Origin of the sequence: Haloactinomyces albus (assembly GCF_031458135.1) — a bacterium.
GTDB lineage: Bacteria > Actinomycetota > Actinomycetes > Mycobacteriales > Pseudonocardiaceae > Haloactinomyces > Haloactinomyces albus.
Window position 1 is genome coordinate 932,407 of sequence record NZ_JAVDXW010000001.1, and the last position, 14,125, is coordinate 946,531.

Annotated in this window: 15 protein-coding genes; 1 reads left to right on the forward strand and 14 read right to left on the reverse strand. The window is 65.1% G+C overall.

The genetic code is table 11. From position 1 onward, the window contains the following. Positions 1-95 precede the first annotated feature (95 nt). The 6 genes from JOF55_RS04325 to rpsB all read right to left on the reverse strand — a co-directional run bounded on the left by JOF55_RS04325 (position 96) and on the right by rpsB (position 5,178). Complete coding sequence (locus JOF55_RS04325) at positions 96-809, reverse strand: class I SAM-dependent methyltransferase (protein WP_374727385.1); 714 nt, start codon at positions 807-809, stop codon at positions 96-98. 95 nt (positions 810-904) lie between these two features. Beyond that, the gene (locus JOF55_RS04330) at positions 905-1,750 is read right to left on the reverse strand and encodes a phosphatidate cytidylyltransferase (RefSeq protein WP_310269911.1); all 846 of its coding nucleotides are present in this window, start codon (positions 1,748-1,750) and stop codon (positions 905-907) included. Between the two features lie 40 nt (positions 1,751-1,790). Then, the gene (frr, locus tag JOF55_RS04335; RefSeq protein WP_310269914.1) at positions 1,791-2,348 is read right to left on the reverse strand and encodes a ribosome recycling factor; all 558 of its coding nucleotides are present in this window, start codon (positions 2,346-2,348) and stop codon (positions 1,791-1,793) included. Between the two features lie 108 nt (positions 2,349-2,456). Next, positions 2,457-3,206: a UMP kinase gene (pyrH, locus tag JOF55_RS04340; protein WP_374727386.1), complete on the reverse strand. Its 750-nt coding sequence runs from the start codon at positions 3,204-3,206 to the stop codon at positions 2,457-2,459. 216 nt (positions 3,207-3,422) lie between these two features. Continuing rightward, on the reverse strand, positions 3,423-4,238 hold the full coding sequence (gene tsf / locus JOF55_RS04345; RefSeq protein ID WP_310269920.1) for a translation elongation factor Ts: 816 nt from the start codon (positions 4,236-4,238) through the stop codon (positions 3,423-3,425). Positions 4,239-4,332: 94 nt separating this feature from the next. Then, entirely contained in the window at positions 4,333-5,178 is an 846-nt protein-coding gene (gene rpsB / locus JOF55_RS04350; protein ID WP_310269923.1) for a 30S ribosomal protein S2, read from the reverse strand. Between the two features lie 652 nt (positions 5,179-5,830). Between rpsB and JOF55_RS04355 the strand changes: the two genes are divergently transcribed. Further along, positions 5,831-6,400, forward strand: coding sequence for a M23 family metallopeptidase (locus JOF55_RS04355; RefSeq protein WP_310269925.1), 570 nt, complete (start codon positions 5,831-5,833; stop codon positions 6,398-6,400). Between the two features lie 4 nt (positions 6,401-6,404). Here the strand turns inward: JOF55_RS04355 and whiG are convergent, their stop codons facing one another. From whiG to lepB, 8 genes are all read right to left on the reverse strand, one after another. After that, positions 6,405-7,211, reverse strand: a complete 807-nt coding sequence (gene whiG / locus JOF55_RS04360) for an RNA polymerase sigma factor WhiG (protein WP_374727387.1) — start codon at positions 7,209-7,211, stop codon at positions 6,405-6,407. A gap of 163 nt (positions 7,212-7,374) precedes the next feature. Beyond that, positions 7,375-8,355: a tyrosine recombinase XerC gene (locus JOF55_RS04365; RefSeq protein WP_310269929.1), complete on the reverse strand. Its 981-nt coding sequence runs from the start codon at positions 8,353-8,355 to the stop codon at positions 7,375-7,377. Positions 8,356-8,417: 62 nt separating this feature from the next. Next, positions 8,418-9,593, reverse strand: coding sequence for a DNA-processing protein DprA (gene dprA / locus JOF55_RS04370; RefSeq protein WP_310269932.1), 1,176 nt, complete (start codon positions 9,591-9,593; stop codon positions 8,418-8,420). Next, positions 9,590-11,107 (reverse strand): YifB family Mg chelatase-like AAA ATPase, encoded by a 1,518-nt coding sequence (locus JOF55_RS04375; protein ID WP_310269937.1) that lies wholly within the window; start codon positions 11,105-11,107, stop codon positions 9,590-9,592. Before JOF55_RS04375 ends, dprA begins: the two co-directional genes overlap by 4 nt. After that, positions 11,108-11,509, reverse strand: coding sequence for a YraN family protein (locus tag JOF55_RS04380; protein ID WP_310269941.1), 402 nt, complete (start codon positions 11,507-11,509; stop codon positions 11,108-11,110). A 255-nt stretch (positions 11,510-11,764) separates the two neighbouring features. Next, the gene (locus tag JOF55_RS04385; protein ID WP_310269944.1) at positions 11,765-12,088 is read right to left on the reverse strand and encodes a DUF2469 domain-containing protein; all 324 of its coding nucleotides are present in this window, start codon (positions 12,086-12,088) and stop codon (positions 11,765-11,767) included. 33 nt (positions 12,089-12,121) lie between these two features. Continuing rightward, positions 12,122-12,922 (reverse strand): ribonuclease HII, encoded by an 801-nt coding sequence (locus JOF55_RS04390; RefSeq protein ID WP_310269947.1) that lies wholly within the window; start codon positions 12,920-12,922, stop codon positions 12,122-12,124. Between the two features lie 2 nt (positions 12,923-12,924). Further along, positions 12,925-13,887 (reverse strand): signal peptidase I, encoded by a 963-nt coding sequence (gene lepB, locus JOF55_RS04395; protein ID WP_374727388.1) that lies wholly within the window; start codon positions 13,885-13,887, stop codon positions 12,925-12,927. Between the last annotated feature and the right edge of the window lie 238 nt (positions 13,888-14,125).

Consider the following 14,125-nt stretch of genomic DNA (forward strand, 5'->3'; position numbering starts at 1 on the left):
TCGGTTTCGGGTCATGGGCACCGGCACACATTGCCTGACTACGGTCAGTCGATCATGCCTTGTGCGTCGGGGCAAGGCGCCATTCGGGCGTATTGCTATTGCCGCAACAGGCCGGTCGGTTTGGTGCGAAGCCGCAGCCGATAACCGACCGGGACGCTGCGACCGGGCGACTCCGCCACGGCCTTGCGTGCGACCTTGGCGGAGAACTCGATTCCCAGTACCGCTTCCAGACTCGTGCGATCGTGGAACCGCCACAGCGTCTCCACGCTCGTACTGTGAAAACCGTGCCGCTCGAAGAAGGATTCCACGATTCCGGGGTCATAGTGCGGCAGGTCCGCTCGCATCCACTCCCCGTAAGGCGGGTAGCTCGCGTCGAGATCGATGATCGCCAGTGTTCCACCGGGACGGAGCACACGCTCGGCCTCGGCCAAGCCCGGCTCGCAGCCCGGGCCGAAGAAGTAGGCCGTGCGCGCATGCACCAGATCCACACTGGCATCGGCCAGCGGCAGCCGTTGTGCCGGAGCGACCCGCACGTCGACACCGGACTCTCCCGGTGACCGTGAGCCCGTCAACCGTCGACGCGCACGCCTCGCGAGTGGTGGGTGTGGCTCCACACCGACGACCGTACGGGCGGTGGCAGCGAACAACGGGAGATGGAAACCATCGCCGCACCCCACATCGACGACATCGAGTCCCGTCCAATCGCAGTGCTCGCGTAATGCGCGCCACAGCGCCCCGGTGGAATCCTGCGCACGGTTCTCGATCTCGTAGATCTCCGGCCAATGCCAGATGTTCGGACTCGGCCGCACCTGTTTCACGCGGATTTCCTCCCGCCTACGCAGCGGTCATCGCAGGTCGCCTGCGAGGACCACACCCGAAACGGACGGTCACAGGTCCCGCGCCATCAGCTCGGAACCAGCCAGGACAGCACCATCCAGGCCACCACGGCCGAGGGCAGGAGGGAATCCATCCGATCCATCAGGCCACCGTGGCCGGGAAGCAGATTGCCCATGTCCTTGATGTCGAGATCGCGCTTGATCAGCGATTCCATCAGATCCCCGAGGGTCGAGCTGGCCACCAGGGCGGCACCGAACAGCATCCCCTCCCACCACTGGCCACCGAGCAGCAGGGGGATCGAGAGTGCACCGACGAGCACCCCGGTCAGCATCGAACCGCCGAAGCCCTCCCAGGACTTGTTCGGACTGACACGTGGTGCCATCGGATGTCTGCCCAGGAAGACGCCGGACGCATAACCACCGGTGTCGGAGGCCACCACGCCCAGCATGAAGCACAATGCCCGGAAACCACCGTCCTCCGGCACCGCCAGCATCGCGCCGAAACACGCGAACAGGGAGACGTAGGCACTGGTGAACACCGAAGCCGTCACGTCACGCAGGTATCCGTCGACACCGAGTCGCAGCCGCCAAGCCAGGCAGCACAGTGTCGTGATCGCGAACGCCACCACGGCTCCGGGCAACCCGAACGGCCAGGACAGCCAAATCATCGCCTGACCACCGAGGAACACCGGCGGCAACGAGACACGAATCCCCGCTCCGCGCCGTAAGGCCCCCGCCAGCTCGATGGTCGAGACAGCGGCAGCCACTGCGACGATGCCGATGAACAACTCCGGCAGCGTCAGCAGAGAGCCGACGATGGCCGCACCGAGAATCAGCCCCACGGCCAATGCCGCACGCAGATCACGGCCGGCCTTGGAGGGACGCGACGGCCCGTCCGACACGTCAGCAGACATTGCGGACTCACCTTCGCACTGACCAGCCGTGACCACCCCGCTAGACCTCGAGCAGTTCGGCTTCCTTGTGCTTGACCAGCTCGTCGATCTGGGACACATAGCGGTGGGTGATGTTCTCCAGCTCTTTTTCACCACGCGCGCCCTCGTCCTCGCCGTCCTCGCCGGCCTTGACGATGCGGTCGATCTCTTCCTTGGCCTTACGACGCAGGCTACGCACGGTGATGCGGGCTTCCTCACCCTTGGCCTTGGCGAGCTTGGCCATCTCCTTACGGCGTTCCTCGGTCATCTGCGGAATCTGAACACGGATCAGATTGCCGTCGTTGGACGGATTGACCCCCAGATCCGAGTCGCGAATGGCCTTCTCCATCGCACCCAGCTGGCTCGCATCGTACGGCTTGATGACAACCAGACGTGCCTCGGGCACGTTGATGCTGGCGAGCTGGTTCAGCGGTGTCGGCGAACCGTAGTAGTCGACGACGATGCCGGAGAACATCGCAGGGTTCGCGCGACCGGTACGGACGGTGGCCAGGTCGTCCTTGGCGACCTCCACCGCCTTCTGCATCTTCTCCTCGCCCTCGAGAAGAGTCTCGTCGATCACGGCTGCTCCTTAGGTGTGCCGGTCAAGTGGACTCCGGCCGGTGTCGGTGTTGCGGTCGCGGGCCGTCACGCATACGGCCGTGCCGGTACGATCAGGGTCCCAGCATGTTCACACCGACCGTGCGGCCGGGGTACTGACCAGGGTTCCAATCCTCGCACCGCCGGCGGCTCGTGCGATGTTGCCCTCCTCCAGAAGATTGAACACCAGGATGCGCATGTGATTATCCATGCACAGGCTGAACGCGGTGGAGTCGGCAACCTTCAGACCACGCTCCAGAACCTCACGGTGGGTGATGCTTTCGAAGCGCTCCGCCGACGGGGTCGTCTTCGGATCGGCGGTGTAGACACCGTCCACTCCCTTGGCCATGAGGACCACCTCGGCACCGATCTCCAGGGCACGTTGTGCGGCAGCGGTGTCCGTGGAGAAGTACGGCATCCCGGTTCCGGCCCCGAAAATCACGACCCGGCCCTTTTCCAGATGCCGCATCGCACGGCGGGGGATGTAGGGCTCGGCGACCTGGCCCATCGTGATCGCACTCATCACCCGCGTGTCGATCTCGTGCTCGCGTTCCAGGAAGTCCTGCAATGCCAGGCAGTTCATCACCGTGCCGAGCATGCTCATGTAGTCCCCGCGGGCACGTTCCATGCCTCGCTGCTGCAGTTCGGCGCCGCGGAAGAAGTTGCCCCCGCCGATGACCACGGCCACCTCGACCCCGTCGGCGACGACGTCGGCGATCTGACTGGCAACGGTGCCCACCACATCCGGGTCCACACCGACACTGCCACCGCCGAACATCTCACCGCCCAGCTTGAGCAGTACCCGCCTGTACCCGCTGTACTCGTCACCGCCGGCGAACACACCGTCATCGGTCACTGGATTCCTCCTGAGAAAACGCCCCGGCTCCACCCCACCCCTCGAAGGATGCGGAAGCGGAAACGGGGCGCCGACATCAATTCTCACCGGCTGCGGTGCCGACTGCAATTCGCAGCGCACCGGGCTGCGCACGCCATTTCTGGCAGTCTTCCCGTGGGCCCACACGCGAAGCATGCGGACCCACGGCGACCACGAGGAAGCTCAGGCTTGGCCGACCTCGAACCGGTCGAACCGAGTGACGGTGACACCGGCCTCGTCGAGCAGGTCCTTGACGGTCCTCTTGTTGTCCTGCACCGACGGCTGCTCGAGCAGCACGGCGTCCTTGTAAAAGCCGTTCAAACGACCCTCGATGATCTTCGGCATGGCCTGCTCCGGCTTGCCCTCGGAGCGAGCGGTCTCCTCGGCGATGCGGCGCTCGTCGGCCACGATCTCCTCGGGCACGTCATCGCGACTGAGGTACCGCGGCTTCAGGGCGGCGATCTGCATCGCGGCACCGCGAGCGGCGTCCTCATCGGAGCCGGTGTACTCCACCTGCACACCCACCGCGGGCGGCAGGTCGGCGGCACGGCGATGCAGGTACGTGGCGACCTGACCGTCGAAGACGCTCACACGCCGCAACTCCAGCTTCTCACCGATCTTGGCGGCGAGGTCCTGGATGGCCTGCCCGATGGTGCTGCCATCCAGCGCAGCGCCCTTGACCGTCTCCACATCCGAGGAGTTCGTGGCCTTGGCGGCCTCGACGATTCGATCGGCCAGCGCGACGAACTCCTCGTTCTTGGCCACGAAGTCGGTCTCGCTGTTCAGTTCGATCAGTACGCCGTTGTCGCCGGCGACCAATCCCTCGGCGGTGGAGCGCTCGGCCCGCTTGCCGACATCCTTGGCGCCCTTGATGCGCAGGTTCTCAACAGCCTTGTCGAAGTCGCCCTCGGTCTCTTCCAGCGCCTTCTTGCAATCCATCATGCCGGCGCCGGTGAGATCGCGGAGACGCTTCACGTCGGCCGCACTGTAGTTCGCCATCGTGCGTTGTCCGTCCTTCTTCGGAATATGTACGCAGTGGGAAGGTCAAAGACATGCCTTGCGCCCGCCCACGAGAGGGCGGGCGCAAGCACGGTCACGACTGCGCGGGCTGCTCGTCGGCCTGGGCGGTGCCTGCGGCCTCGGATTCCGCGGAACCGGCCAGCAGCTCCTTCTCCCACTCGGCCAGCGGCTCCTCGCCTGCCACGTCGGCCGCGGGCTTCTCCTCGCCCTCGGCACTCCCGTTGCTCCGGCCACTGCGTGCCATCAGGCCGTCGGCAACACCGTCGGCCAGCACGCGGGTGAGCATGGCCGCAGAGCGGATCGCGTCGTCGTTGCCCGGAATCGGGTAGTCGACCTCGTCCGGGTCGCAGTTGGTGTCCAGGATGGCCACGATCGGGATACCCAGCTTACGAGCCTCGCCGACGGCGATGTGCTCCTTCTTGGTGTCCACGATCCAGATGGCGCTGGGCACCTTGGACATGTCGCGGATCCCGCCCAGGGTCCGCTCCAGCTTGTCCTTCTCCCGGGTCAGCATCAAGATCTCCTTCTTGGTGCGACCCTCGAAACCACCGGTCTGCTCCATCGTCTCCAGTTCCTTGAGACGCTGCAGCCGCCGGTGCACGGTCTGGAAGTTGGTGAGCATGCCCCCCAGCCAACGCTGGTTGACGTAGGGCATACCGACCCGCAGGGCCTGCTCGGCGATCGCTTCCTGCGCCTGCTTCTTGGTGCCGACGAACAGGATCGTTCCGCCGTGCGCGACCGTCTGCTTGACGAAGTCGTAGGCCCCGTCGATGTAGGACAGGGTCTTCTGCAGGTCGATGATGTAGATGCCATTGCGCTCGGTGAAGATGTAGCGCTTCATCTTCGGGTTCCAGCGCCGGGTCTGGTGCCCGAAATGCACGCCACTGTCGAGCAGCTGCTTCATGGTGACGACGGCCATGGCCTGATTCGCACCTCGCGTGTCGGGCGCGCCGCCGATGCGACGCGCGATGTCGGTTGCCGCGGAGAGCCGGGTGACTCACCGCCCTGGTGCCGCGCCGAAGCCCTCACCCGCGCTCATACCGAGCCCGGGACCGCGAGAGCGCCGCATCCCTGCACTGCCGATCGGTGCTGCAAGGCCGGTATGGCCCGGCCGGCACCGACAGCCCGGCCACCGACGGCGAACCACAGGATGGCTGCACGGGTGGACCCGACGGACGGGCCCAAAACCCCCACAGGGCCGCCCCCGGAACCATCCCTTGGAAGCCACCAGGGCCGATTGTCCAGCAATGATGCAGGGCACGCGCGGGCACGCGTAGTCGATTCATGTCGATACGTACCGATCGATATGTATTGGGTTGCCACGCACCGGGTTGCCGTATACAGAGCTGTCGTACACAGGGCTGTCGTATACGGAGTCGTCGTATACAGGGTCGCCACGTGCCGACCGGTATACACTGATCAGGGCGCACTGACAGGAACCGCAGGACCAGTGTACTCGATGTGGGTGCCATTCCTCATCGCGGTCGCGAGTTGTCCACAACAAGGGGATTCGTCCACATACTCGTCACTACGGGCTGGTGACAGTGCCGGGGGCTCCTCAGCGTGGACCCATGCGTCCCGTGCTCCCCGCCCTGATGCTCGTCACGAGTCTGACCAGCGCCACCGCGGCCATCTCCGCGCCGCATTCGAGCCCAGCACCACCAATGCCACCGACCCGAGCCGTGGTCCCGGCCGAACCGGATCATTTCGGTTCGCCTCTCCCCGGGCCACGCGAGGTCGTACGAGCTTTCGACGCACCGGAAACCGACTACGGCTCCGGCCACCGGGGTGTCGACCTCGCAGGCACAGCGGGACAGCCGGTCCGGGCGGCTGCCACGGGGCTGGTCGTGTATGCCGGGCGGGTCGTGGACCGCCCTGTGATCTCCATCGAACACCCCGGCGGCATACGCACCACGTACGAGCCCGTCACCCCCGAAGTGGTGGCCGGAGAACGGGTGACCCGAGGACAACGGATCGGCACACTCGCCGGGGGCCATCCCGAATGTGCCGTGCAGGCCCCGGCATCATGTCTGCACTGGGGCGCGCGCCTGCGCTCCGAGTACCTGAATCCACTGCGACTACTCGGTCATGGCGCAGTGCGCTTGCTGCCGTGGCACGGCACCACTTCGGCACGCCGGTAGTCACTCACTGGCTGTGCTCGGTGAGTTTGCTCCGTAGCCGCAGCACCGCGCGGGTGTGCAACTGACACACCCGCGACTCGGTGACCCCGAGTACCTTGCCGATCTCGGCAAGCGTGAGGTTCTCGAAGTAGTAGAGCGTGACCACGATGCGGTCTCGATCACTGAGCCGTTCGACAGCCTCCACGAGCTGCCGCCGACTGTCGCGATCCACCAATGTCGCAACCGGATCCTCGGCCCGGTCGTCGGGCAACGTCTCGGCCAACGACGCCGTCCCCCGTCCGACGCCGATGAGATCATCGAGGGCGACAACACTGGTCATCTGCAATTGCGCGAGCAATTCACGCAACTCGTCGGTGGACAGTGCCAGTTCCTCCGCCAGTTCGGCGTCGGTCGCGGTGCGCTGGAGTTTGGCTTCCAGCCGCTCCAGGGCCCGTTCCACGTCGCGGGCCCGACTACGCACGGAACGCGGAACCCAGTCCTGGGCTCGCAGGTCATCGAGGATGGCCCCGCGGATTCGCTGCATGGCGTAGGTCTCGAATTTCAACCCTCGCTCGGGTTCGAACTTCTCGATCGCGTCAACCAAGCCGAACACACCCGACTGAATCAGGTCGGAGACCTCGACGTGCGAGGGCAAACCCGTACCGACGCGCCCGGCCACGTACTTCACCAATGGTGCATAGTGCAGCACCAACCGATCCCGTAGCTCCTGGTCACGCCGTTGCCCGAAGGCTTGCCACAACGCGACGATGCCTGCTTCGACTTCGTCGGCGCTGCGCTGATCGGTTTCCTGGTGTTCCGGTATGGGGCCCATGTCACGAGGACGTCCGTCCACGGCCCCGACCCCCCGTTGCCGAGTTCGGCCGTTGGTATGGCGGCCATTGGTTGCCTTGACTTCCCTGGTCGAGGTTTCCACCTCGTCGTGACACCCTGCCTCGGAGCTTGTGGTCATCGAGTGAGTACCGCCCCCAGCATCGTCAGGAACGGGGGTGGGTTCGGTCATGGATCGCCTTCAGCCGTTCGACGGTCACGTGCGTGTAAAGCTGCGTCGTTGAGAGCGTAGCGTGACCAAGCAACTCCTGAACGCTACGGAGGTCCGCCCCACCTTCGAGTAGGTGGGTCGCAGCGGAGTGACGCAGACCATGGGGACCCATGTCCGCAGCCCCGGCAACCGTCCCCACCGCGTCGTGAACCGCTCTCCGGGCGGCACGGGGATCGAGGCGCCCGCCACGGACTCCCAGGAACAACGCCGATGTGGACGCCGACGTGGCCAGTGCGGGCCGCCCTCTCGAGAGCCATCGGCCAAGAGCACGATCGGCGGGGATGCCGAAGGGGACGACTCTCTCCCGATCGCCCTTGCCGTGAACATGGACAACACGTCGGTCGTGATCGACATGGTCGAGATCGAGATGGCACAGTTCCGATACCCGCATACCCGTGGCGTAGAGCAGTTCGAGAACGGCATGGTCCCGCAGCGCCGCGGGATCGCCCTGTTGCGCTCCCGCGGCGGAAGCCTCCATGGCAGAGCCCGCCTGATCCGCCCGGAGCACCGAGGGCAGTGTGCGCTGCTTACGCGGCGCGGACAGCCGCGGCCCTGGATCCTCGGCCAACAGTTCCTCCCGCAGCGCCCATGCCGTGAAAGTCCGCACCGAAGCTGTCCGCCTCGCCAATGTGGTCTTACTGAGCCCACCGCTATACTGCGCAGCCAACCACTCGCGTAAGGCAACCAGGTCCAACGCTTTCATCTCCACGTTGTCGCCGTCGGCACTATGCCGAAGGTGATCCAGTAGCGACACCGCATCACCGACGTAAGCCCGAACAGTATGCCCGGACAGCGCCCGCTCCCACCACAAGTGGTGCTCGAATCGATCAACAACCCAGCGAAGTGATTCCGGCAAATTCCGGCGAGCCACACGCAGGTCCGACCGTGGCGACTCGCCTGAACGGGTTGGGGCCATGCCTCATGACGCTGACCGTTCCGGGCACCGCGGTCAAGTAACGCCACGCCTCGGGATCGCCGTCATCGTGGTTTATTCGAAGAGTTTTTCACCCACCCGTCTTCACCGAGTGTTGCAAGCCCGGCCATCTCCAGCGCGGGAAGAAGGGAACGCACCTTCCGCAACGAAAGCCCCGAATCACGGGCGAGTTGCTCCGCGCTGGAGCCGTCGGAGCCGGTCAATGCGTCATGAAGCTGCTTGGCGTAGCGATCGAGCCCATCACTTTTCCGTGCCGGGCCGGCAGCGTCAACGGCCGGGGCCTCCCCGATCGGACTGATCACCTCGATCACTTCCTCGGTTCTGGTCACCAACATCGCCTTGCCGGAACGGATCATCATGTGGCATCCCACCGAACTCGCCGAGGTGACCGGGCCGGGAACTGCCATTACCGGCCGTCCCAGAGTGTCCGCCGTGCTCGCCGTATTACTCGCCCCGCTGCGGACCCCGGCCTCCACCACCACAGCACCCTGCCCCGAGGCCGCGATCAGACGGTTGCGTACAAGAAAACGATGCCTACGCGGTGATGCGCCCGGAGCGTACTCACTGACCACCAGCCCCCGCTCGGCTACCGCCCGTAGCAATCGACTGTGGCCTGCCGGATAATCCCGATCCACACCACAGGCCAGATAAGCCACAGTCGATTCACCGGTAGCCAGCGCGCCTCGGTGCGCCGCACCGTCGATTCCGTATGCGGCGCCCGAAGCCACGGTGAAGCCCGCATCGGAGAGCCCGTAGCCGAACTCGGCCGCGAGCGTTTCCCCGTAACCGGAGGCCGCGCGAGCTCCCACGATCGCCACGGATCTTTCCAGTGCCTCCCCCAACGAGGCGGTACCACGAGCCCACAGCGCGATCGGCTCGGCCATATCCGCGAAGCCGACTTCGGTGGCATCGGAAAAGCAGGAGAAGCGTTCATGCGGCCATTCCGGCTGTTCGGGCACGATCAGTCGCGCCCCGCTCTCCCGTGCCTGCTCCAGCGCCTTTTCCCCGGATACATGCTCCCGGCGGGACTCCACTTCCTCGGTGACCTTCTCGGGGGTGTCTCCCGCCCGAACCAATTCGGCAGCTCGCTGCGCTCCGTGCCGACCGATGAATCGAACCAGTGCGGGCGCGGGCGGTTCGATCACGGAAGCCAGATAGGCCCGCGCGACCATGAGCTCGTCCCATGTGGTCCTGTCCGTGGTCCTGCCTGCGGTACTCATGGTGACCTCCGGTCCCGGAATTCCAGTGCCGCGGCAACATGGTCGGCCTCGGGCTGCAAACTGCCGTCGAGATCGCTCAGCGTCCATGCGACCCGCAGACAGCGGTCCGCACCACGTGCGGTCACAGCCCCCGTCTCCAGTCCTCGATCCAGCAACGTCGTCGCCTTCCTCGGCAGCGCGAAATCACGACGCAGAACCGGTCCGGGCACCTCGGCATTGGTCTGCCAGCCATAGTCGGACCAGCGCTCGATCGCCGTCGCTCGCGCCTCGGCGACACGCTTACGCACCATGTCGGTGGATTCCGGTTCGCCACCCGCATGCAGACTCATAGCCGTGACCGGCCGCATCCGCACGCGCAGATCCACCCGATCGAGCAGCGGCCCGGACAACCTGCCGAGGTAACGTCGACGTGTCTGCGGCGGGCACTGGCAGTCGATATCCCTCGCCGGTGCACACGGACACGGATTCGTGGCGAGTACGAGCTGGAACTGCGCCGGATAGCGCAAGGTACCGTCGCGGCGGGACAGCCGAATTTCACCGTCTTCCAGGGCCGTGCGCAGTGCTTCCAGACGCTTGGCTCCGAACTCACAAGCTTCGTCCAACATCAGGATGCCTCGATGCGCCTGGCTGACCGCCCCCGGCTTTGCCAGCCCGGCACCACCGCCCACCAGGCCGGAAATCGAGGTGGAATGGTGCGGAGCAACAAACGGTGGCACAGTGATCAGTGGTGACCCCGATGGGAGCTGCCCCGCCACCGAGTGAATGGCCGTGATCTCCAACGCAGCCTGCGTGCTCAGATCCGGCAACAGACCACACAAGCGCCGGGCAAGCATTGTTTTGCCGGTGCCCGGCGGACCGAGCATCAACAGATGATGCCCGCCTGCCGCACCCACTTCCAACGCCCACCGTGCCTCCGGCTGTCCGAGCACGTCGGCGAGATCCGGCGCAGGATCCGACTCGGAAACCGATTCGCCCACCGGCTCGTGGTCGAGCTCGCGCTGTTCTCGCGCCCAGGAGATCACCTCCTGAAGGTGCGTGGCGCCCAGCACCTCGATCCCATCGACCAACTGCGCTTCGGCCAGGCACTCCACGGGAACGACCGCGCGAGTCACGCCCTCTCTGCGGGCCGCCATCAATCCCGGAAGAAGTCCCCGAACCGGTCGGATACGCCCGTCGAGTGCCAACTCCCCGAAGAACACCGTTCCGTGCAAGCGGTTCGACGGAATCTGCTCGGCACCCGCCAAGACGGCTGCGGCCAGTGCCAGGTCATAGGAGGTACCGACCTTGGGCAACGCCGCGGGCGAGAGCGCCAGAGTCACACACCTCTGCGGCCAATCCTCCTGGCAATTCTGAATCGCCGAACGAACCCGGTTCTTCGATTCCTGCAATGCCGCATCGGGAAGACCCAATAATTGGACACTGGGTAACCCGCCCTGGCGCACATCGGCCTCGATCTCGACCAGCACGCCGTCCACGCCGAACAGTGCCACGGCCCAGGTATGTCTCAGTGCCATCTAACACACCTCCGCACGATGCTCGATGTGCACCGATCCACTGGGTGGCCACAGCACCGAAATCACGTCGAACCGAACCTGACACGAGCGAACCGCGTGCGCACGCAACCATGCTCGAGCCAGAGCCCTGAGCCGCTTCACTTTCTCCGGGGTCACCGCCTCCAGCGGAGAACCGTAATCCACGCCGGAGCGGGTCTTGACCTCACACACCACGACTTTGTGAGCGTCGGTCGCAACAATGTCGAGTTCCCCCTGCGAACAACGCCAATTGCGCGAGAGCACGACGAATCCGTGCTGTTCCAAATATTCGGCAGCGAGTCGCTCACCGGCTTTACCGAGGGCGTGCTTCCTGCTTTTGGTGTCGTCATCGGACAACGCACCGAAAACGGGCTTGTCAGCCATGTCTCTCCCACCGCGGACCGTTCGGACAACTCCAATCTGCCCCGCAGTCGGCCATGCCTGCCAGCCCCGATCTTCGGGCCTGTGGACAACTCTTTTTCCTGTGGACAACTCCCCAGGGCAAGGGCTCCGGCGTGAACTCAGCTCGCCCTACGGCCCCGATCGAGCGCGGTCACTACGCACGGCCGAGGACACGCGCGTCCTCATCCGGTGGGCACTCCAGGCGACCGGGCGCCGATGTCCTCCACGAGAACCGATTCACCCGCCGAACGGACCGCTCTCGGGCAACCGCAGGTCCGGCTTGTCCAACTCCTCGACGTTGACGTCCTTGAACGTGATGACACGCACGTTCTTGACGAACCGAGCCGGTCGGTACATGTCCCAGACCCACGCATCCGACATGGCCACCTCGAAGTAAACCTCGGTGTCGGAGTTGCGCACCTGTACATCCACCCCGTTGGCGAGGTAGAAACGTCGCTCCGTCTCCACCACATAGGTGAACTGGCCGACGATGTCGCGATACTCCTTGTAGAGCTGCAACTCCATCTCGGTTTCGTACTTTTCGAGATCCTCGGCGCTCATCGGCGTACGAGCCTTTCCCCGTCGGTGGTCAGCCTACGACTCAGCATTGTCCGTCCCCCTCGTCATCCGGGCCTCGTCCAGCCCACCCCCATTGTCCACCACACTCTCCCCGGAGGCATCGAACAATCCCGGCTTGCTGCTGACACTGCGTGGTGGCCGCATCCCATGCAGGGCAGCCGCAGCCGCAACATTGGAGTAGCACCACCGATGCTGCACACTCGGACCATGCCTACGCAGGTTCTGCGTGTGCACCGAGGTGGAATACCCCTTGTGCTCGTCGAACCGGTACATCGGCAACGTCACGTGCAGGTCACTCATGATCCGGTCCCGTGTGACCTTCGCGAGTACCGACGCCGCGGCGACGCAGGCCGCGACCCGATCTCCCTTCGCCACGGCCACACTCGGTGCCGCCAGACCGGACACCCGAAAACCGTCCGTGAGCACATAACCGGGATGCACGGTCAGAGCGGCAACGGCCCGGCGCATCCCCTCGAGGTTCGCCACGTGAATCCCCAGTGCGTCGATCTCCTCGGGAGGAACGACGATGGCCGACCAACTCACCGACCGCGCCACGATGATGTCGAACAGACGTTCGCGCTCTGCGGCAGAAAGCTGCTTCGAGTCCGTGAGCCCGCCGAAGCGACGTCCATCACCGGATCTGAGGGCACAGACAGCAATCACGAGCGGACCCGCACAGGCACCTCGACCGGCCTCGTCCACTCCGGCAACAGGTCCCAGTCCACGGCGTTCCAGCGCTGCCTGCAATGCCCAGTTGCCCGAACTGCGCCGAACCACGGATCTCGACGGTCGTAACTCGGTGAGCTTCGCTCCCACGATCAGTGATACTCCTGTGCACCACGATGGGAAGCAACAGTGAGTCGCTGTCGTCCTACCCAGAACCCGGGAAGTGCGATTGCGAGTCCGACACCGTCCGGCAGTTCGGTACGCCAGGTCGGCGCGCCCAGAGCGATGGTCTGCGGGTCGGGTTCCGGAATGGCCTGCCATCTGGTGGGCGGCAGCACGATGAACTGCGCCTTACCGATGACATTGTCCACCGGTACCGCGCCCCGCACGCCACCGCCGCCCTGAACCCGGGAATCGGCGGAGTCATTGCGGTTGTCGCCCATGACCCACAGGTGGTTCCGAGGCACGGTCACGGGACCGAACTCCTGCTGCGTCTTCCCGCGACCGGGTTCCCAGTAAACGTAGGGCTCGTGCAGCGGCTGTCCATTCACCGTGACCCGGTTCTGCGGGTCACAACAAGCCACGGTCTGCCCTTCGGTGGCGATGACCCGCTTGACGAAGTCCTTTTCGTTCGGGGTCGGGAAACCCAGCAGCGACCCCACACCCTGGAAGAACTGCGCGACCGGGTTCGTGGTCTCCGGTGCGTCGAACTCGTTCTGCATCCAGGTATCCGGCCCGCGGAACACCACCACGTCGCCGGGCTGCGGTTCGCCGAACAGGTAGCTGATCTTGTCCACGAGGATTCGGTCATTGGAACAACCGGGACACCCGTGCAGCGTTTGTTCCATCGATTGCGACGGAATGACATACACGCGGGCCACGAAAGCCTGAAGCAGGACCGTCAGCACCAGAGCAGTCACGATCAGAATCGGTAGCTCGCGCCAGAAGGAGCCCTTCTTGCTCTTCCTGCCACCACGGCGAGAACCCGACCGCGCGGAAGACCCCTCGGAAGCGTCCTGCGCACCGGAGTCGTACTCCGCGCCTTCCCCCTCCTGAGACTCTGCCACTCGACGCTCTTCCTCCGGTGGTTCTTCCTCTGGTCCTGGGGAGCGCATGACGTCGGCCACCCCGCCAGGCTACTGGACATTCGAGCACTCTCACCGGCTGCCCCGCACTGGCCCACACGGCCCACAACGGGGCACGACCGCGGGAAAACAACCCGATAGGGCATCGGTGACGTGCGATTTTCCCACCGTTCCCACACAGCGGACGGAGTACTGCAGTGATTCAGGCATCGCTCGTACCGCTCCGAGGGGCCCTACGCGGCCACATACTTCACCCGAAGGTGCAATG